The organism is Microbacterium sp. GCM10027623 (assembly GCF_042666935.1).
Classification (GTDB): Bacteria; Actinomycetota; Actinomycetes; order Actinomycetales; family Microbacteriaceae; genus Microbacterium.
The window spans coordinates 104,687-123,774 of the sequence record NZ_JBHTHE010000001.1 but is presented as its reverse complement, the minus strand read 5'-3'; the positions used below and the strand labels follow the sequence as shown (position 1 = coordinate 123,774).

The 19,088-nt window shown below is 69.8% G+C and carries 15 protein-coding genes; 11 read left to right on the top strand and 4 right to left on the bottom strand.

Features of this window, described 5'->3' with window-relative positions:
• The first annotated feature begins 96 nt into the window (after positions 1-96).
• From ACFQY2_RS00525 to ACFQY2_RS00495, 7 genes are all read left to right on the top strand, one after another.
• Positions 97-1,356, top strand: a complete 1,260-nt coding sequence (locus tag ACFQY2_RS00525; RefSeq protein WP_378743634.1) for a D-arabinono-1,4-lactone oxidase — start codon at positions 97-99, stop codon at positions 1,354-1,356.
• Positions 1,357-1,462: 106 nt separating this feature from the next.
• Complete coding sequence (locus ACFQY2_RS00520; RefSeq protein ID WP_378743633.1) at positions 1,463-2,482, top strand: LacI family DNA-binding transcriptional regulator; 1,020 nt, start codon at positions 1,463-1,465, stop codon at positions 2,480-2,482.
• Complete coding sequence (locus tag ACFQY2_RS00515) at positions 2,479-4,023, top strand: sugar ABC transporter ATP-binding protein (protein ID WP_378743632.1); 1,545 nt, start codon at positions 2,479-2,481, stop codon at positions 4,021-4,023. Before ACFQY2_RS00520 ends, ACFQY2_RS00515 begins: the two co-directional genes overlap by 4 nt.
• A gap of 188 nt (positions 4,024-4,211) precedes the next feature.
• The gene (locus ACFQY2_RS00510; protein WP_378743630.1) at positions 4,212-5,216 is read left to right on the top strand and encodes a substrate-binding domain-containing protein; all 1,005 of its coding nucleotides are present in this window, start codon (positions 4,212-4,214) and stop codon (positions 5,214-5,216) included.
• An 80-nt stretch (positions 5,217-5,296) separates the two neighbouring features.
• Positions 5,297-6,940 carry a sugar ABC transporter ATP-binding protein gene (locus tag ACFQY2_RS00505; RefSeq protein ID WP_378743629.1) on the top strand — a complete coding sequence of 548 codons (1,644 nt, stop codon included), beginning with the start codon at positions 5,297-5,299 and terminating at the stop codon, positions 6,938-6,940.
• Positions 6,937-8,013, top strand: a complete 1,077-nt coding sequence (locus ACFQY2_RS00500; protein WP_378743628.1) for an ABC transporter permease — start codon at positions 6,937-6,939, stop codon at positions 8,011-8,013. Before ACFQY2_RS00505 ends, ACFQY2_RS00500 begins: the two co-directional genes overlap by 4 nt.
• Entirely contained in the window at positions 8,010-9,044 is a 1,035-nt protein-coding gene (locus ACFQY2_RS00495) for an ABC transporter permease (protein WP_378743627.1), read from the top strand. Before ACFQY2_RS00500 ends, ACFQY2_RS00495 begins: the two co-directional genes overlap by 4 nt.
• Positions 9,045-9,096: 52 nt before the next feature.
• Here ACFQY2_RS00495 and ACFQY2_RS00490 read toward each other — a convergent pair whose 3' ends face one another.
• Entirely contained in the window at positions 9,097-10,101 is a 1,005-nt protein-coding gene (locus ACFQY2_RS00490; RefSeq protein ID WP_378743626.1) for a MerR family transcriptional regulator, read from the bottom strand.
• Positions 10,102-10,195: 94 nt separating this feature from the next.
• Between ACFQY2_RS00490 and ACFQY2_RS00485 the strand changes: the two genes are divergently transcribed.
• The 4 genes from ACFQY2_RS00485 to araA all read left to right on the top strand — a co-directional run bounded on the left by ACFQY2_RS00485 (position 10,196) and on the right by araA (position 15,160).
• Complete coding sequence (locus ACFQY2_RS00485) at positions 10,196-11,206, top strand: LacI family DNA-binding transcriptional regulator (protein WP_378743625.1); 1,011 nt, start codon at positions 10,196-10,198, stop codon at positions 11,204-11,206.
• Positions 11,207-11,303: 97 nt separating this feature from the next.
• Positions 11,304-12,026, top strand: coding sequence for an L-ribulose-5-phosphate 4-epimerase (locus tag ACFQY2_RS00480; RefSeq protein WP_378743624.1), 723 nt, complete (start codon positions 11,304-11,306; stop codon positions 12,024-12,026).
• On the top strand, positions 12,023-13,606 hold the full coding sequence (locus ACFQY2_RS00475; RefSeq protein ID WP_378743623.1) for a xylulokinase: 1,584 nt from the start codon (positions 12,023-12,025) through the stop codon (positions 13,604-13,606). Before ACFQY2_RS00480 ends, ACFQY2_RS00475 begins: the two co-directional genes overlap by 4 nt.
• Before the next feature lie 30 nt (positions 13,607-13,636).
• Positions 13,637-15,160 carry an L-arabinose isomerase gene (gene araA, locus ACFQY2_RS00470; protein WP_378743622.1) on the top strand — a complete coding sequence of 508 codons (1,524 nt, stop codon included), beginning with the start codon at positions 13,637-13,639 and terminating at the stop codon, positions 15,158-15,160.
• Between the two features lie 122 nt (positions 15,161-15,282).
• On the opposite strand, the gene ACFQY2_RS00465 is transcribed toward araA, so the two are convergent.
• The 3 genes from ACFQY2_RS00465 to ACFQY2_RS00455 all read right to left on the bottom strand — a co-directional run bounded on the left by ACFQY2_RS00465 (position 15,283) and on the right by ACFQY2_RS00455 (position 18,988).
• Positions 15,283-16,590, bottom strand: coding sequence for a xylulokinase (locus tag ACFQY2_RS00465; protein ID WP_378743621.1), 1,308 nt, complete (start codon positions 16,588-16,590; stop codon positions 15,283-15,285).
• Positions 16,591-16,683: 93 nt separating this feature from the next.
• Entirely contained in the window at positions 16,684-17,874 is a 1,191-nt protein-coding gene (gene xylA, locus ACFQY2_RS00460; protein WP_378743619.1) for a xylose isomerase, read from the bottom strand.
• 115 nt (positions 17,875-17,989) lie between these two features.
• Entirely contained in the window at positions 17,990-18,988 is a 999-nt protein-coding gene (locus ACFQY2_RS00455; RefSeq protein ID WP_378743618.1) for a LacI family DNA-binding transcriptional regulator, read from the bottom strand.
• Positions 18,989-19,088 lie beyond the last annotated feature (100 nt).

Genomic DNA, 19,088 nt, shown 5'->3' with positions numbered 1-19,088 from the left:
GCGCGCGGCTTCCCCGACCCCGCGCCGCCGCTCCGCCCCGCGGCCCTCCCCGCGGGAAGTGGATTCCCGGGGTGGGGGAGGTGGGATCATGGCGATATGGGCATCGACCGCAACTGGGCAGGCAACCTCGCATATCGGGCATCGGCGGTGGTGCACCCGGGTTCGATCGATGAGGTGAGTGCGGCGCTCGCCACCGGCGACCCCGTGCGCGTGCTCGGCACACGGCACTGCTTCAACGACATCGCCGACACCGTCGGCACCCACATCGCACTGGATCGGATGCCGGCCGTCATCGACGTCAACGAGCAGCGGGATGCGGTGCGCGTCAGCGGTGCGCTGCGCTACGGCGACATCGCGCCCGCGCTCGAGGCGCAGGGGCTCGCCTTGGCCAACCTGGCCTCGCTGCCGCACATCTCCGTCGCCGGCGCCGTCACGACTGGAACGCACGGCTCCGGCGACGGGATCGGCTCCCTCGCCTCCGCCGTGCGCGGACTCACGCTGCTCAGCGCATCCGGCGAGGTCACGCGGCTTCGCCGAGGGGATGACGACTTCGCCGGCGCCGTGGTGGGACTCGGCGCGCTCGGAGCCGTGCTCGACGTCACCCTCGACGTCGAACCGACCTATGCCGTCGCGCAGCACGTCTACGACCATCCGGTATGGGATGCGATCCTCTCCGACGTCGACGCCGTGACGGGTGCGGGCACCAGCGTGAGCATCTTCTCCACCTGGGAGCGCACGGACGCCGCCGATCTGCTCTGGATCAAGCAGCGTCAACCCGAAGAGCGCGTCGGTGAGCGGGCGGCGCTCGCCGCGGCGCTCGGTGCAGTGCCCGCGGACGGCAAGCGGCATCCGATCCTCGGCGTCGACCCCGAGGCGTGCACCGAGCAGGGCGGCGTGCCCGGCGAGTGGTTCCAGCGCCTGCCGCACTTCCGGCTGGAGTTCACGCCATCGGCCGGCGCGGAGATCCAGAGCGAGTACCTCGTGCCGCGGGCCGACGCCGCCGATGCGATCGACGCCGTCCGCTCGCTCGCCGACCGCATCGCACCCCTCCTGCTGGTGAACGAGATCCGTACCGTGCGCGCCGACGACCTGTGGCTGAGCATGGCGTACGAGCGGGATGCCGTCGCGCTGCACTTCACGTGGAAGCCGGTGGAGCAGGCCGTGCGAGCGCTGCTGCCCGATCTGGAGGCAGCGCTGCCGGCATCCGCCCGCCCGCACTGGGGCAAGGTCTTCACTCTCGACGCTGCCGAGGTGCGACACCGCTACCCGCGCTGGGACGACTTCGCGGCGCTGCGGGCGCACTACGATCCGGAGCGTCGGTTCGTCAACGAATATCTGGAGCGGCTGGGTCTCTGACCGCCCCTGTGCGCCTGCACGAAGCCTTATCGCGGCCCCCGTCCGCGTTGCCGGCCCCGCAGGGTTCCCGGTAACATGACGCGACGCGAGACCGACGGAGGTGCATGTGGCGAACGTCGGATCCGACAAGCCCAACATCCGTCAGGTGGCCTCGATCGCGGGCGTCTCGCACATGACGGTGTCGCGGGTGCTGAACGATCACCCGAACATCAAGCCCGAGACACGTCGGCGCGTGCTGGAGGCCATCGAAGAACTCGACTATCGCCCGAACCTCGTCGCCAGGGCGCTGGCCACCCAGCGCAGTCAGCGCATCGGCGTGATCGTCGAGAGCGCGGTGGCCTTCGGCCCCACCAGCATCCTGCGTGCCGTGGAGCTGGCCGCCCGTGCGGCCGACTACTCCGTCACGCCGATCGCCCTGCATGAGGGGGATGCGCTCACTCCGCAGGATGCCGTGGACAGCCTGATCACACAGGGAGTGGATGCGATCTGCGTGGTCGCGCCGCGCTCGTCCTCGATCGCCGCGCTGCGCCGGGTGGCCATGAGCGTGCCGATGCTCGTGGTCAAGGCCGATGTCGACCCCACCTTCCTGACGGTGTCGATCGATCAGCATCAGGGCACCACGCTCCTCGTGGATCACCTCGTCTCCCTCGGCCATCGCGACATCCTGCACATCTCCGGTCCGCTGGACTGGCTGGACGCCCGCGCGCGCGAGCGCGCCTTCCACACGCGGGCGCGCTCCTGGGGCATCCGCGAGCGTCCCATCGTCGTCGGTGACTGGTCGGCGGATTTCGCCTACGACTTCGCGCGCGGGCTCAATCGGCTCCCCGATTACACGGCGATCTTCGCCGCGAACGACGACACCGCGATCGGCCTGATCCACGGCCTGCACGAGCGCGGCTTCGATGTGCCGGGCGACATCAGCGTCGCCGGCTTCGATGATGTTCCGCTGGCCAGGCACTTCCTGCCGCCGTTGACCACCGTGCGGCAGGACTTCCGGGCGCTCGGCGGCGCGGTCGTGGAGATGCTGCGTGCGGCGATCGAACGGCGGGAGATCCCTCAGTTCACCCGCATCCCCACCGAGATCGTCGTGCGCGAGTCCACCGGCGCCCCGCGGGAGCGGTCGTGAAGGACACCCCGCAGACGTCGCCGCTGGTGCAGCTCGACGGCATCGTCGTCGAGTTCCCCGGAGTCCGTGCGCTCGACGACGTCGACTTCCGGCTGTTCTCCGGCGAGGTCCACGCGCTCATGGGCGAGAACGGCGCGGGCAAGTCGACCCTGATCGGCGTGCTCACCGGCACGTGCCGCCCCTCCGCGGGCACGGTGACGGTGGACGGCGAGGAGCGCAGCTTCTCGGGGGTGGCCGAGAGCCGCGCGGCCGGCATCGCGACGGTGTTCCAAGAGGCGCAGCTGAGCCCGAACCTCAGCGTCGGCGAGAACGTCATGCTCGGCCGTGAGCGTCGCGGTCGCCTGGGGATCGACTGGCGGCGCACGCGAGCGGATGCCGCGGAGGCGCTCGGTCGCCTCGGGCTTGACGACCTCGACCCGCGCACGCACCTGTCGATGCTGTCCCCTGCGCAGAAGCAGCTGGTCGCCCTGGCGCGGTCGGTCGTGGACGATCCGCGGGTGCTGGTGCTCGACGAGCCCACCTCGAGTCTGGATCAGGCCGAGGTCGCGACGCTGATGCGAGTGATCCGGAGCCTGCGCGATCGCGGTGTCGCGATCCTGTTCATCTCGCACTTCCTCGAGCAGGCTTTCACGATCAGCGACCGCATGACCGTGCTCCGCGGCGGGCGCAAGGTCGCCGAGACCGCGACACGGAATCTGGAGCGCGCGGATCTGATCTCGCAGATGCTCGGGAAGGATCTCGAGCGTCTGCGTGCTCTCGGCTCGGAGCGCAAGGCGCATCACTACGCGTCGGACGGCGAGCCGGCCTTCCGCGCGGAGCGGCTCAGTCGGAAGGGGGAGTTGGCCCCCACCGACATCGAGGTGCACCGCGGCGAGATCGTGGGCTTCGCCGGCCTCCGCGGCTCGGGGCGCACGGAGCTCGCATCGCTGATGGGCGGCGACATCCGCTCGGACGGCGGCGAGCTGTGGATCGACGGCGACCGGGTATCGCTGCGCTCGCCGTCGGCGGCCCTGCGTCGGCGCATCGCGATGACCAGCGAGAACCGCCGTCTGGACGGCATCGTGCCCGAGCTCACCGCTCGCGAGAACATCGTGCTGTCGCTGCAGGCGCTGCGGGGCTGGACCCGACCGATCTCGCAGGCGGAGCAGGCAGCGATCATCGACGCCTACGTCGACGCCCTGCATCTGGACCCGGCCGACCTCACCCGACCCGTGGACCAGCTGTCGGGCGGCACGCAGCAGAAGGTGCTGCTGGCGCGCGCCCTCGCCGTGCGACCCCACGTGCTGATCCTGGACGAGCCGACCAAGGGCATCGACATCGCCGCCAAGCTCGACATCCAGAAGCGCATCAGCCAGTTGGCCGGCGACGGCGTCGCGGTGGTGTTCATCTCCTCAGAACTCGAAGAGGTGGTGCGGCTCAGCGACCGCATCGTCGTGCTGAAGGACCGCGAGAAGATCGGCGAGCTCAGCAACGGCCCCGGTGTCACGGTCGACACCGTCGTGGAGCTGATCGCCGCCGAACTGCATGCCGAAGACGAGTGAGCCTGGTTGTGTCCGGTAACAACGTTTAGGTAACGGAACATCCGGTCTCTCATCGGCTCTCTTGTGTTTCAGAAAATGTTCCCGGTAACATCACCGGCAGGACGCACTCCTGTGAGTCCCGCGATCGAAATGCACGGACCGCATGAGGTCCACCCGGGCAGCGCCCCGGTCTCTCAAGGAGGAGAACAATGTCTGCAAAGAAGCACATCCGCGCGGCGCTCGGCTTCGCGGCCGTCGGCGCACTGGCGCTCGGCCTCGCCGCGTGCTCGAGCGCCGACACCGGCGACAAGGGCGGCGACGGCGGCGGCTCCGACGACCTGATCAGCGTCGGCTTCGTCGCGGTCGGCCCGGAGGGCGGCTGGCGCCAGGCCAACGAGCAGAACATCAAGGACACGTTCACCGAGGACGCCGGCTACAAGCTCAGCTATGCTCCCGCGGCGAACCTCGACCAGAAGTCCCAGATCGACAGCTTCACCGCGTTCGTCGACCAGGAGGTCGATGTGATCCTGCTGTCCGCCACCGAGGCGACCGGTTGGGAGGACTCGCTCAAGCTCGCGCAGGAGGCCGAGATCCCGGTGATCCTGCTCGACCGCGGCATCGAGCCCGACGACACCAGCCTGTATGTCACCCGAATCGCGCCCGACAACGTCGAGGTCGCCAAGGAGGTCGGCGCGTGGGCGGCGGCGACCTTCCCCGACGGCGGGAACTACGTCGTCCTGGAGGGACCTGCCGGCGTCGGAGTGGTCAACGAGCGCAACAAGGGCTTCGAGGAAGGCCTCGGCGACTCCGCGCTCACCAAGGTCGACGCGCAGACCGCCAACTGGTCCACCGAGGAGGGCAAGAGCGTTCTCGAAACCATGCTGAAGGCGAACAACAACGACATCCAGTTCGTGTTCGCGCAGAACGACGAGATGGGTCTCGGCGCTGCGCAGGCTGCCGAGGAGGCCGGGCTGACGGTCGGCACCGACATCAAGATCGCCACGATCGACGGCACCAAGAACGCCATTCAGGCGCTCGCCGACGGCAAGCTCAGCTATGTGCACGAGTACAACCCGCTGTTCGGCGACACGGCAGTCGACGTGGTGAAGAAGACACTCGACGGCGACAAGGTCGACTCGTACATCATCGTCCCGAGCCTGGCGTTCGACTCGGCCGACGCGGCCAAGACCGCGCTCCCGGACCGCAAGTACTGATCGGTGGCCGGGTGGCGCGCAGTGCGCCACCCGGCATCCGTCCGCCCCGGTTTCCGACAGGCCAGACGAGAGAGACGGCGATGACCGAAGAACTGCCCATCGTGCAGATGCGGGGGATCTCCATCGAGTTCCCCGGAGTGAAGGCACTCGACGACGTCGACTTCCGCCTGTTCCCGGGCGAGGTCCACGCGCTGATGGGGGAGAACGGCGCCGGTAAATCCACGCTCATCAAGGCGCTCACCGGCGTGTACCGCATCGACTCCGGAACGATCGCCGTGGTCGGACAGGAGCGCAGCTTCACCGGCACGGGAGATGCGCAGGAAGCGGGCATCTCGACCGTCTACCAGGAGGTCAACCTCGCCCCGAACCTCTCCATCGGAGAGAACGTGATGCTGGGCCACGAGGTCCGCGGTGTCTTCGGAGTCAACTGGCGAGCCACCCATCGCGCCGCCACCGAGGCGCTCGCCCGGCTCGGTCTCGAGCGCCTCGACACCCACAAGCCGCTCTCCACCCTCTCCATCGCTCTGCAGCAGCTCGTCGCGATCAGCCGGGCCATGGCGATCAAGGCGAAGGTGCTCATCCTCGACGAGCCGACCTCCAGCCTGGACTCGGCTGAGGTCGAGGGGCTGTTCACCGTCATGCGCTCGCTGCGCGACCAGGGCGTGGCCATCCTCTTCGTCTCGCACTTCCTCGACCAGGTCTATGCGATCAGCGACCGTCTCACGGTGCTGCGCAACGGGCGGTACGAGGGTGAGTACCTCACCCGCGACCTGGACAGGCACGCCCTCATCTCCAAGATGATCGGCAAGGATCTCGACGCGCTGAAGTCCCTCGGCGGCAACCGTCGCACTGCGCCCCGGGATGCGGACGAGGTGCCACTGCTCTCGGCATCCGGGATCGCCCGCCGAGGGGCGGTCGAGGCGACCGATCTGGACATCCGCGCCGGTGAGGTCGTCGGCTTCGCCGGTCTGCTCGGCTCGGGCCGCACCGAGCTCGCCCGTCTGCTGTACGGCGCCGATCGTGCCGACGCCGGGACGATCTCCCTGAACGGCGTCCGGACCGAGCTCAGGTCCCCCGCCGACGGACTCGCCGAGCGCATCGCGTTCTCCACCGAGAACCGCCGCGACGAGGGCATCGTGGGCGACCTCACCGTGCGCGAGAACATCATCCTGGCGATGCAGGCGGAGCGCGGCTGGGCGAGGCCCATCCCGCGCAAGGAGCAGGATGTCATCGTCGAGAAGTACATCACCGCACTGAACGTGCGCCCCGCGGACCCGAACCGGATGATCAAGAACCTCTCCGGCGGCAACCAGCAGAAGGTGCTGCTGGGCCGGTGGCTGGCCACCGAGCCCGTGCTGCTGATCCTCGACGAGCCCACCCGCGGCATCGACGTGGGCGCGAAGGCCGAGATCCAGGAGGTGGTCGCCCAGCTCGCCGAGGGCGGCGTGGCGGTCGTGTTCGTCTCCTCGGAGCTGGAGGAGGTCGTGCGCCTGTCCGAGCGGATCGTCGTGCTGAAGGACCACCGCAAGATCGGCGAGATCCAGAACGGGCCCGGAGTGAGCGCGCAGGAGATCGTCGACGTCATCGCGGCGCACGGCACCGAGGCCGCCGCCGAGGACCTCGACGCCACCGCCGGTGCGCTGCCCGATACGATCACCGAGACGACCGCGGACACCGGCACCAGGGCGGATGCCGAGACGGCCGAAGAGCAGGAGGCGCGATGAACGCCGCTACGACCCCGTCCTTCTGGCGCGAACTCGTCCGCAAGCCGTTCTTCTGGGGCGTCGTCGCCATCGTCGCGCTGCTCGCTCTGAACGTGCTGAAGGACCCGGGCTATCTCGCCGTCACGATCAACCCCAACAACGGCAACCTCGTCGGGAATCTGATTGACATCCTGCGCCAGGCGGCTCCCATCATGATGATCGCGATCGGGATGTCGCTGGTCATCGCCACCGCCGGCATCGACCTCTCGGTCGGCTCGCTGATGGCCGTCGCCGGGGCCGTGTCGATGGAATTCCTGAAGAACGTGGGCGATTCCTCCTCGGTCGGCGTGGCATTCGCCGCCGTCGGCCTCTCGCTGCTGGTCACCGGCATCCTCGGGGCCGTCAACGGCATCCTGGTCGCCTACGTGGGGCTGCAGCCGTTCATCGCCACTCTCGTGCTCATGCTCGCCGGTCGGGGCATCGCCAAGGTGATCACCGGCGGGCAGAACACGGCCGCATCGAACGACCCCTACCGGTGGCTCGCGAACGGCTATGTCATCGGCATCCCCGTGGTGTTCGTCCTGGCGCTGCTGATCGTCCTCGCCGTCGGCTGGGTCGTGCGGCGCAGCGCTCTGGGGCTGATGATCGAAGCCATCGGCATCAATCCCAAGGCCAGTCGGATGGCGGGCATCAAGCCCAGGGGACTGCTGCTCACCGCCTACATCCTCAGCGGCGTGCTCGCGGGCGTCGCCGGGATCATGTCGGTCGGCAGTGTGATGACCGTCGACATCTCGCGCACGGGCTACCAGCTCGAGCTCGACGCGATCCTCGCGGTCGTGATCGGCGGCGCGTCGCTGATGGGTGGCAAGTTCTCGCTCTCCGGTGCGTTCGTCGGCGCCCTGCTGATCGCGACCCTCGACAAGACTGTGCTGTACCTGGGCATCTCGTCCTCGGCCACCCCGGCGTTCAAGGCCATCGTCATCATCGTCATCTGCCTGCTGCAGTCCGAGCGGGTGCGCGCCTGGTTCCAGCGCCGCAGGAGGACGGTCATCGCCCCGAGAGCAGAGACCGCGAAAGAGGAGGTGTCGGCATGAGCCTCGTGACCGTGACGCCGGTGTCCGAAGCTCCCGGGCCCGTCGACCGCATCCGCCGCCTGATCACGGCGAACCCCTCGGTGCTGCCGACCGTCGCGTCGGTCGTCATCTTCGTGGGCATGATCGTCTACGGCGAGACCGCCTACGGCCGCATCGTCCAGGCCAGCACGCTGTCGAACCTGCTGATCAACAACACGCACCTCATCGTGCTCGCGGTCGCCCTGACCTTCGTGATCATCACCGGCGGCATCGATCTGTCGGTCGGTTCGATCATCGCGTTCTCCTCGGTCGCCGGCGTGATGCTGGCGAACGCGGGCTGGCATCCGCTGGCGGTCATCGTCGCGATGATCGGCTTCGGCGCCCTGTTCGGCCTGGTCTCCGGCATCCTGATCCGCTACTTCAACGTCCAGCCGTTCATCGCGACGCTCGCGATGATGTTCCTCGGACGCGGCCTGGCATCGCTGTTGAGCACCAAGCCCGAACGGCTGCCGGAGGAGTCGCCGATCCGCTGGATCAGCGACAAGATCAAGCTCGTCGACGGGCCGAAGGTCAACGACCTCACCATCACGCCGGCCGTGATCATCGCCGTGCTCGTGGTGCTCGCCGCGTTCTTCGTGCTGCACCGCACCCGCACCGGCCGCACCGTGTACGCGATCGGAGGGTCCGAGAACTCGGCGCTGCTGATGGGCCTTCCCGTGCAGCGGACGAAGGTGCTGGTCTACGTGATCAGCGGTGCGCTGTCCGGACTGGCCGCGGTGCTGTACACCTCACGCCTCGGCACCGCGCAGAACATCACCGGCATCGGCTGGGAGCTCGACGCGATCGCCGCGGCCGTCATCGGCGGCACCGTGCTGACCGGCGCCTACGGCTATGTGCTCGGCTCGGTCGTCGGTGCGCTGGTGCTCGGCCTGATGAACGTGCTCATCACACGGGACGGCGGCATCCCGCCGGAGATGACCACGATCATCACCGGTGGCATCCTGCTGGTCTTCGTGCTGCTGCAGCGCGCCGTGACGCGCAAGAAGGAATAGCCGGGCCGCTGCGGCGGCCTGCGCCTCGGAGCCGTTCGGCGGTCCGATCCGTTCAGCGCGCGGCGAGGAGCGCCCGCGACAACCACTCGCCGAAGCTGCCGAGATCGGCGTCGCCGCGGACCGAGGCCTCCGGACCCGGAGTGTCGTTGATGATCGCGACCAGCTCGAGGTAGCGGCCCTCCGAGGCCCGATAGTCCGCGTCCTCGAGCGTGCGGGTGAGCAGGTCATCGATCTCCCGGTAGCGCGCGGCCAGTCGGCTGCGCAGATCGTCGTCGACGATCGCCCCGCCCGCGGTGGCCGTCTGCTGCACGAACCTCTCCGCCAGGTCGCTCGCGAACGGGTCCTCGGGGGAGAGTCCCGAGGAATGCGCGGCGGCGAGCTTCGGCATCAGGTCGGCGCCGGCGCTGCGGATGAAGTCCTGGATGCCCGGCTCGGCCATCCGCCGCCCGATCTCGGATGCGTATGTCTCGCGCAGGTACTCGCGTGTCACCGTGCGATAGTCGTCGTCCTGCAGCAGCTCGGCGAGGTCGATCCAGGCGTCCAGCTGCTGCGGCGACGGATCGTCGGGCAACCGTGGCTGGGCCTCGCGGAGTCGGTCGGCCACGTCGGCCGGCATCCCCTGCGACACCTCGGTGAGGAAGTCGTCGACCAGGCTCTGACGCCGCTCATCCGACATCGTCACCAATCGCTGCAGCAGTCGCGCCCGCTCCTGCGTGCTCTCGTTGCGCACCAGCGCGCGCAGCACGGCGCGCTTGGCCTGCAGATCCTGCGTGCGGGTCTCGACGACCTCGAGGTGCTCGGCGAGCAGATCACTCAGCTCCACCGTGCCGGTCAGCACGCGTCGCACCCGATCGAGGCCCGTCTCCAGGTCGCGGAGAGTGCGGATGAACTCCAGCCGTGCGATCGCCTGGGCGTCGTAGAGCCGGTGCCCGCCGTCGGTCTCGTCCGTGGGTGCGACGAGTCCCTCGTCGGAGTAGTACCGGATGGCGCTGACGCTGAGTCCGGTGCGGCGCGCGACGTCGCCGATGAGGTGCAGTTCGTCTGGTGTCTCGTTCATGCCCTCCACCCTGAGACCTCGAGCGGCTTGAGATGCAAGTCCGGATTCCATCTTGGTCGCAGACGCCCTGATCCGGGGGCCTAGACTCATGCGCGTGACCGGTCTCAGTGCACGTGCCGTGGGGGTGCGCGACGTCGCCGCCCGTGCCGGGGTATCCCGCCAGACCGTGTCGCGTGTGCTGAACGAGCATCCCGATGTCGCGCCCGAGACCCGTGAGCGCGTGCTGGCGGCAGTGGCCGAGCTCGGCTACCGGATGAACAACGTCGCCCGCGCTTTCGGCACCCGCCGCTCGCGAACCATCGGCGTGCTGGCCCAGGCCGCTCTGCACTACGGGCCGTCGCGCAGCATCGAGGCCATCGAGTCGGCCGCGCGCACCGCCGGGTACTGGGTCTCGGCCGTGTTCGCCGACGCCGCCGGTGAGGACACGGTGCGCGAGGCGATCGAGCATCTGCTCGGCCAGGGCGTGGACGGCCTCGTGGTCGTCGCCCCGCATGCGCACACCCTGCGGACGCTGGATGCGATGGACATCGGCATCCCTACCGTCACCCTGCACTCGGCGGGACGAGACGGCGCCGGGCGGGAGGGGCGTGGACTCGCGGTCGATCAGGTCGCCGGCGCCCGGCTGGCGACGGGCTGTCTGGCGGATGCGGGGCACACGCGCATCGCGCACCTCGCGGGGCCCGCCGACTGGCTGGAGGCAGAGGCGCGGCAGGCGGGGTTCGCGCAGGAGCTCGCGGCGCGCGGACTCGTGCAAGGCCCGGTGCTGCCGGGGGACTGGACGGCGCGCTCCGGTCATGACGCGGCCGCCGCGATCGCGGCATCCGACGTCACGGCGGTGTTCTCCGCCAACGACCAGATGGCGCTGGGCCTGCTCGGCGGGTTGCGCGAGCTCGGCATCCGGGTGCCAGAAGAGGTCAGCGTCGTCGGCTTCGACGATGTTCCGGATGCCGCGTTCTACGCTCCCGCGCTGACCACGGTGCGGCAGGACTTCGCCGAACTCGCCCGGCTGGCCGTCGCCCGGCTGGTCGAAGCGGGAACGGATGTCGGGCAGCCGGTCGCCCCGGTGCTCGTGCCACGGGCATCCGTCGCCCCGCCTGCCCGCTGAGGCGGAAGGCGGGATTGACCTTGTCGAACCCCGATGAGACAATGACTGTGACCGGTCACATGTCGTCTGAGTCGACGACGCGACCCGAGAGGATCCGATGACGACCTTCACCCCTGAGATCGAAGCGGCCATCGCCGCCGTCCGTGCCGACGTGGCGCGTCTGCACGGTGAGCTCGTGCGTTACGGACTGGTCGTGTGGACCGGCGGGAACGTCTCCGGGCGCGTGCGCACGGGAGACGATCCGAGCGCCGATCTGTTCGTCATCAAGCCCTCCGGCGTGAGCTACGACGATCTGGCGCCCGAGAACATGATCCTCTGCGACCTCGACGGCACGGTCATCCCCGGCACGCCGGGCAGCGACCGTTCGCCCTCCAGTGACACCGCCGCGCACGCCTACGTCTACCGCAACATGCCCCAGGTCGGCGGCGTCGTGCACACGCACTCCACCTACGCGGTCGCGTGGGCGGCGCGCGGTGAGGAGATCCCCTGCGTGATCACCGCGATGGCCGACGAGTTCGGCGGCCCGATCCCGGTCGGCCCGTTCGCGATCATCGGCGATGACTCCATCGGGCGCGGCATCGTCGAGACCCTCAGCGGCCACCGCAGCCGGGCGGTGCTGATGCAGAATCACGGCCCGTTCACGATCGGCACCGATGCCAAGGATGCGGTCAAGGCCGCCGTCATGGTCGAGGACGTGGCGCGCACCGTGCATCTCGCCCGCGAGGCCGGACCGCTCATCCCGATCCCGCAGGAGGCCATCGACAGCCTCTACGACCGGTACCAGAACGTGTACGGCCAGAGCTCGGACGCACGGCGATGAGCCACCACCTCACCGGCACGCACGCCGACGCCATCCGCGCCGGACGCACGGCCCTCGGCGTCGAGCTCGGCTCGACCCGCATCAAGGCCTGCCTGATCGACTCGACCACCCACGAGGTTCTGGCCACCGGCTTCCACGACTGGGAGAACCGTTTCGAGGACCGGCTGTGGACCTACCCGATCGACGCCGTCTGGACAGGGCTCCAGGAGGCGTACGCCGGCGTGGTCTCGGACGCCTACGACCGGCACGGCGTCCGCCCGGACACGTTCGGCGCGATCGGGATCTCGGCGATGATGCACGGCTACCTCGCCTTCGACGGCACCGGCGACCTGCTCGCCCCGTTCCGCACCTGGCGCAACACCAACACCGGGCCCGCGGCGGCCGAGCTGACCGAACTGCTGGGCGTGAACATCCCGCTGCGCTGGTCGGTCGCGCACCTGCGCCAGGCGCAGCGGGACGCGGAGCCGCACGCGGCCGAGGTCCGTTTCCTCACCACGCTCGCCGGCTATGTTCACTGGAAGCTCACCGGTCGTCGAGTGCTGGGCATCGGCGATGCCTCCGGCGTGTTCCCGATCGACTCGGCCGCACGCGACTACGACCAGCAGCTGATCGCCCGCTACGACGCGCACACCGGCGGCGACCTGCGCGCACTGCTGCCGGAGGTGCTGGTGGCCGGACAGGATGCCGGTTCGCTCACCGCCGAGGGGGCAGGGCTGCTCGATCCGACGGGAGCGCTGCAGCCCGGCATCCCGCTGTGCCCGCCCGAGGGCGACGCCGGCACCGGCATGGTCGCGACCAACGCCGTGGCGCCGCGCACGGGCAACGTCAGCGCGGGTACGAGCATCTTCGCGATGGTCGTGCTCGAGCGGCCGCTCACCGAGGTGCACCATGAGCTGGATCTGGTCACCACGCCTGCCGGCGACGCCGTCGCGATGGTGCACTGCAACAACGGCGCCAGTGAGCTGGCGGCGTGGGTGGGCATGTTCGTCCGCTTCGCCGAGGCATCCGGAATCCATGGCTCGGCGGATGCGGTGTTCGAGACCCTGTTCCGTGAGGCGCTCGAGGGCGAGGCGGATGCCGGCGGCCTGCTGGCCTACAACCACCTCGCCGGCGAGCCCATCGTCGGCCTCGAGGAGGGGCGTCCGCTGTTCGTGCGCACCCCCGACAGCCGCTTCACGCTTGCCAATGTCATGCGCGCCCAGCTCTACGGCGTGTTCGGCACGCTCAGCCTCGGCATGCGCGTGCTGGAGGGCGAGGGCGTGCAGCTGGACCGGATGTTCGCGCACGGCGGCATGTTCCGCACGGCCGGCGTCGCGCAACGCTTCCTCGCCGGGGCGCTGAACGCGCCGGTGGCGGTCGGCGACACGGCATCCGAAGGCGGCGCCTGGGGCATCGCCGTGCTCGCGGCGTTCCTCGGCTCCGACCAGGACCTCAGCGCCTATCTCGACGAGCGCGTGTTCGCGGATGCCGACATCCGCCTCGCGCAACCCGATCCGGCCGACGTGGCCGGCTACGCCACCTACCTCGACCGCTACCGCGCCGGGCTGGCGGCCGAAGCCGCCGCCGTCGCCGCACTCTGACCACCTCGAGAAAGACCGTAGGAACGACTCATGACCCGCACCCCGCTCACCACCTCGCTCGACGGCTACGAGGTCTGGTTCCTCACCGGCAGCCAGCACCTGTACGGACCCGAGACGCTCGCGCAGGTCGCCGACCAGTCCCGTGTGATCTCGGATGCCCTGGATGCCGCATCCGAGACGCCCGTGAAGATCGTCTGGAAGCCCGTCCTCACCGACTCGGCGGCCATCAAGCGCATCGCGCTGGAGGCCAACGCCGATGACCGGGTGATCGGCCTGGTCGCCTGGATGCACACCTTCAGCCCCGCCAAGATGTGGATCGCCGGGCTCGACGCGCTGCAGAAGCCGCTCGCGCACCTGCACACCCAGGCCAACGTCGAGCTGCCCTGGGCCGACATCGACTTCGACTTCATGAACCTGAACCAGGCGGCGCACGGCGACCGCGAGTTCGGCTACATCCAGACCCGCCTGGGCGTGCCGCGCAAGACCATCGTCGGTCACGCCAGCGACCCGCGGGTGCGCACCGAGCTGGGCATCTGGCAGCGCGCGGCGGCAGGGCTCGCGGCATCCCGCTCCCTCAAGCTCGCCCGCTTCGGCGACAACATGCGCTTCGTCGCCGTCACCGAGGGCGACAAGACCGAGGCCGAGCTGCGCCTGGGGGTGCAGGTGAACACCTGGGGGGTGAACGAGCTGGCCGATGCCGTCGCACAGGCATCGGATGCCGACGTCGACGCGCTCGTCGCCGAGTACGAGGAGCTCTACGAGGTCGTTCCTGAGTTGCGCCGCGGCGGCGAGCGGCACCAGTCGCTGCGTGACGGCGCCGCCATCGAGATCGGCCTGCGCTCCTTCCTGGAGGAGGGCGGCTTCGGCGCCTTCACGACGTCGTTCGAGGACCTGGGCGCGCTGAAGCAGCTGCCGGGGCTGGCCGTGCAGCGCCTCATGGCCGAGGGCTACGGCTTCGGCGCCGAGGGCGACTGGAAGACCGCGGTGCTCGTGCGCGTCGCCAACGTGATGGGTGCCGGCCTGCCCGGCGGCGCCAGCCTGATGGAGGACTACACCTACGACATGACCCCGGGTGACGAGCTGATCCTCGGGGCGCACATGCTCGAGGTCTCGCCCTCACTCACCGCCGCCAAGCCCACGCTCGAGGTGCACCCGCTCGGCATCGGCGGCAAGGACGACCCGGTGCGCCTGGTCTTCACCGCCGACCCCGGTCCCGCCGTCGTCGTCGCCCTCAGCGACATGCGCGACCGGTTCCGCCTCACCGCGAACGTCGTCCAGAACGTCGAGCCGAGGGAGGCCCTGCCCAAGCTTCCCGTCGGCCGCGCCGTGTGGAAGCCCGCGCCGGACTTCACCACCAGCGCCGCCGCCTGGCTCACCGCCGGGGCCGCGCACCACACGGTGATGTCGACCGCGGTCGGCATCGAGGCGTTCCGCGACTTCGCCGAGATGGCCGAGATCGAGCTGCTCGTCATCGACGAGGACACCACGCTGCCGGAGTTCCAGAAGCAGGTCCGCTGGAACCAGGCCTACTACCGCCTCGCGCAGGGCCTGTAAGCCACCGCCATCTCCCCGCGAGAATTTACTTGCCGCGTGAGAATGCCTGCTCTGCGGCAATTCTCGTCCGGGAAGTGAATTCTCGGGGTGGTAGCAGGGTGGTCGGGGGCGGATGCCAAGGCTCAGGCCGCGGCGAGCACGCGGGCGGCCTGACGCGCGGCGCCGAGGGCCACGTACTCGGCAGGCTCGGGGACCTCGACGGGGATGCCGAGCACGGCGGGCGCGATCTCGCGCACGGCCTGCGACTGCGCGCCTCCGCCGATCAGGAGCGCACGGTCCAGCTGGACGCCCTGCCCGCGCAGCGCGTCCAGTCCGGCGCCGAGACCGGACAGCATGCCCTCGACGGCCGCACGGGCGAGGTTCTCCCGCGTGGTGGATGCCAGTGTCATGCCGGACAGGGTGGCGGTGGCATCCGGCAGGTTGGGGGTGCGTTCGCCCTCGAAGTAGGGCTGCAGGCTGAGTCCGTCGGCACCCGCGGATGCCGCGAGCGCCAACCGCGAGAGCTCGTCGTGGTCGACGCCGAGCAGGCGCGCGATGGCGTCCAGCACCCGTGCCGCGTTGAGCGTCGCGACCAGGGGCAGGAACCGGCCGTCGGCATCCGCGAAACCGGCGATGGTGCCGGTGCTGTCGTGCACGGCCCGCTCGCTGATGGCGAAGACCGTGCCGCTGGTGCCGATCGACACCACGACGTCTCCCACCTGCGCGCCGACGCCGAGGGCCGCCCCGGCGTTGTCGCCGGCGCCGGGACCGACCCTGCGGCCGTCGGCATCCGTCACCGAATCCGTCGGCCCGAGCACCCGCGGCAGCACGGGGTCATGCCCGAGCGCGGCGACCAGCAGCTCCCGGTCGTACTCGCCCGTCTCGGGGTTCCAGTAGCCCGTCCCCGAGGCGTCCGAGCGATCCGTGACCAGCTCGTCGAGCGCTGGATTCCGCCCCGACTCAGAGCTCGGGCCGAAGCCGCGCAGGCGCCAGGTCAGCCAGTCGTGGGGGAGCGCGACCGCCGCGACCCGCGCGGCGTTGGCCGGCTCGGCGTCGCGCAGCCAGCGCAGCTTCGTGATGGTGAAGGATGCCACGGGCACCAGGCCCGTGCGACGCGCCAGCTCGGACGCCCCGAACTCGGCGGTCAGGTCGGCTGCGGCCCCGGCGGAGCGGGTGTCGTTCCACAGCAGCGCGTCGCGGACCACCTCTCCGGACGCGTCCAGCACGACCATGCCGTGCTGCTGTCCGCCGATCGCCCAGGCCTCGACGTCGGCCATGCCGCCGGCATCCGAGATCGCCGCGCGCAGCGCCTCCCACCACGCCTCGGGGTCGACACTGGTGCCGTCCGGATGCGAGGCCCGGCCGGTGCGCACGACCGCGCCGGTCGCGGCATCCGCGATCACCACCTTGCAGGACTGCGTCGAGGAGTCGACGCCCATCACGAGTGCCATGGCTGGCATCCTCTCACTTCTGTTCTGCGGTCAAGGCGCCGAGACCCCGTCCCTGGACGGGGCGGGGTCTCGGCGAACAGGGTGCTGCGCGGGTCAGCGCGCGCCCATCAGGTGCTCGGACGCCAGCTGCTGCAGGCGCACGAAGCCGAAGCCCTTGCCGCCCAGGTAGGCGTCGGCGTCGAAGTCCTCGTACGCGCTGCGGTCGGCGAGGAAGTCGTCGTAGCTCTCTCCCTCGTTCAGGGTCGGCTGCGACAGCTCGGCGACCTTGGCGGCCTCCAGTGCCTCCTGCACCTCGGGGTCGGCGCGGAACGCGGCCGCGCGCTCCTTCAGCAGCAGGTACATGCGCATGTTCGCGGCCGCCGAGTCCCAGACGCCGGACTCGTCCTCGGTGCGGCTGGGCTTGTAGTCGAAGTGCCGGGGGCCGTCGTAGGTGGGCGTGCCACCGGGGCCGCCGTTCTCGAGCAGATCGACCAGGGCGAAGGCGTTGTGCAGGTCGCCGTGACCGAAGACGAGGTCCTGGTCGTACTTGATGCCGCGCTGGCCGTTCAGGTCGATGTGGAACAGCTTGCCGTGGTACAGCGCCTGGGCGATGCCCGCGGCGAAGTTCAGGCCCGCCATCTGCTCGTGGCCGACCTCGGGGTTCAGGCCCACCAGCTCGGGGCGCTCGAGGGAGTCGATGAACGCCAGCGCGTGGCCGAGGGTCGGCAGCAGGATGTCGCCGCGCGGCTCGTTGGGCTTCGGCTCGATCGCGAAGCGGATGTCGTAGCCCTTGTCGGTGACGTAGTCGCCCAGCAGGTTGACGGCCTCGCGGTAGCGCTCCAGCGCCGCACGCACATCCTTCGCGGAGTCGTACTCGGCGCCCTCGCGACCGCCCCACATGACGAAGGTCTTCGCGCCCAGCTCGGCGCCGAGGTCGAGCTGACGCAGCACCTTGCGCAGTGCGTAGCGGCGCACCTGGCGGTCGTTGGAGGTGAAGCCGCCGTCCTTGAAGACGGGGGCGCTGAACAGGTTCGTGGTGACCATCGGGACGATCAGGCCGGTGTCGGCCAGCGCGCCCTTGAGGCGATCGATCTGCTTCTGCCGCTCGGCATCCGTGGAGCCGAACGCGAACAGGTCGTCGTCGTGGAAGGTGAGTCCGTACGCGCCGAGCTCAGCGAGCTTCTCGACGCCGTGCACGACGTCGAGGGCCGGACGGGTCGGGCCGCCGAACGGGTCGGTGCCGTTGTAGCCGATGGTCCAGAGGCCGAACGAGAACCGGTCCGCCTTGGTGGGGGTGAGTGACATGATGATCCGCCTTCAGCGACGTCGATGAAATGTTGTAGGGCAGAACATATCAAGTTCGGGAGGCGGATGCAATGCCGACCGGATGTGCGCCGGTCGAGCGACTGCGGGCCCGGCGTCAGCGCGTCGGCGCCGCCGTGGAGTCGCGCGCCCTGAGCTCCGCGGGCATCCGCACGTCCTCGCGCTCGCCGCCGTCCATCATGTTCAGCAGCACGCGCACCGCGGCCGCCCCCATCTCGGTCAGCGGCTGGCGCACAGTGGACAGCTGAGGCGTGTGCGATGCGGCGTCGGGGATGTCGTCGAATCCGATCACGGAGAGGTCGCCGGGCACGTGCAGACCGCGCTCGGCGGCGACGCGGATCATCTCGATCGCGGAGAGATCGTTGGCGGCGAAGACCGCGGTCGGCGGGTTCGCCGAGTCGAGCAGCGCGTGCGCCCCGGCGGTGGAGTCCATCGCCCGGTATCCGCCGTCGGCGACGAGCGCGGGATCGAACGGGATGCCGGCCGCGGTCAGCGCGCTGCGGTAGCCCTCCTCGCGCTGCTGCGCCGAGATGAGGTCGGTGCGCCCGCGCAGGTGCGCGATGCGGCGGTGGCCCAGCGAGATCAGGTGCTCGGTGGCGGCGCGGGCGCCGTCGACGTTGATCACGCTCACGGTGGACGGCCGGTCCGGGCCCTCGCTCGGGTCGATGGCCACGATCGGCACGGAGGCGTTGGCGGGCATCGAGGTCGGGGTCACGACGATCGCCCCGTCGATCAGGGTCCCGCCGAGGCGCGAGAGCGACCGTCGCTCCCACCCGCGGTGCTCGCCGGCCGACACGCTTCCGGCGTACGCGAGCACGTCGTACTGGGTGCCCTGCAGTGCCGACGAGACGCCTTGGAGCAGCTGGAGGGCGAACGGCTCGAACTCCGCGACGAGCACTCCGATCACGTCGGTGCGGCGCCGGCGCATGGAGGTCGCGACCAGCGAGCTCTCGTATCCGAGTTCGTCGACGACGCTCATGACGTGACTCATCGTCGCGGCCGAGACGCCGTCGCGCCCGTTGATCGCCTTGGAGACCGTGGCGACGGAGACACCGGCCGCGTGAGCGACATCGTGAATCGTGGTTCGACGCATCATTGTCTCAATCTAGTGTGCGAAAACGTTATCGATATCGATTGACACGAAGATCACGACCTGCCAGAGTAGGCCGAAAGCACATTGGGGGCAGTCGGCAACA

Excerpts from the sequence above, each read along its gene's own strand:
- ACFQY2_RS00525 (WP_378743634.1), top strand. The coding sequence starts at position 97 with ATGGGCATCGACCGCAACTGGGCAGGCAACCTCGCATATCGGGCATCG.
- ACFQY2_RS00510 (WP_378743630.1), top strand. The coding sequence starts at position 4,212 with ATGTCTGCAAAGAAGCACATCCGCGCGGCGCTCGGCTTCGCGGCCGTC.
- ACFQY2_RS00505 (WP_378743629.1), top strand. The coding sequence starts at position 5,297 with ATGACCGAAGAACTGCCCATCGTGCAGATGCGGGGGATCTCCATCGAG.
- ACFQY2_RS00500 (WP_378743628.1), top strand. The coding sequence starts at position 6,937 with ATGAACGCCGCTACGACCCCGTCCTTCTGGCGCGAACTCGTCCGCAAG.
- ACFQY2_RS00495 (WP_378743627.1), top strand. The coding sequence starts at position 8,010 with ATGAGCCTCGTGACCGTGACGCCGGTGTCCGAAGCTCCCGGGCCCGTC.
- ACFQY2_RS00490 (WP_378743626.1), bottom strand. The coding sequence starts at position 10,101 with ATGAACGAGACACCAGACGAACTGCACCTCATCGGCGACGTCGCGCGC.
- ACFQY2_RS00480 (WP_378743624.1), top strand. The coding sequence starts at position 11,304 with ATGACGACCTTCACCCCTGAGATCGAAGCGGCCATCGCCGCCGTCCGT.
- ACFQY2_RS00475 (WP_378743623.1), top strand. The coding sequence starts at position 12,023 with ATGAGCCACCACCTCACCGGCACGCACGCCGACGCCATCCGCGCCGGA.
- araA (WP_378743622.1), top strand. The coding sequence starts at position 13,637 with ATGACCCGCACCCCGCTCACCACCTCGCTCGACGGCTACGAGGTCTGG.
- ACFQY2_RS00465 (WP_378743621.1), bottom strand. The coding sequence starts at position 16,590 with ATGGCACTCGTGATGGGCGTCGACTCCTCGACGCAGTCCTGCAAGGTG.
- xylA (WP_378743619.1), bottom strand. The coding sequence starts at position 17,874 with ATGTCACTCACCCCCACCAAGGCGGACCGGTTCTCGTTCGGCCTCTGG.
- ACFQY2_RS00455 (WP_378743618.1), bottom strand. The coding sequence starts at position 18,988 with ATGATGCGTCGAACCACGATTCACGATGTCGCTCACGCGGCCGGTGTC.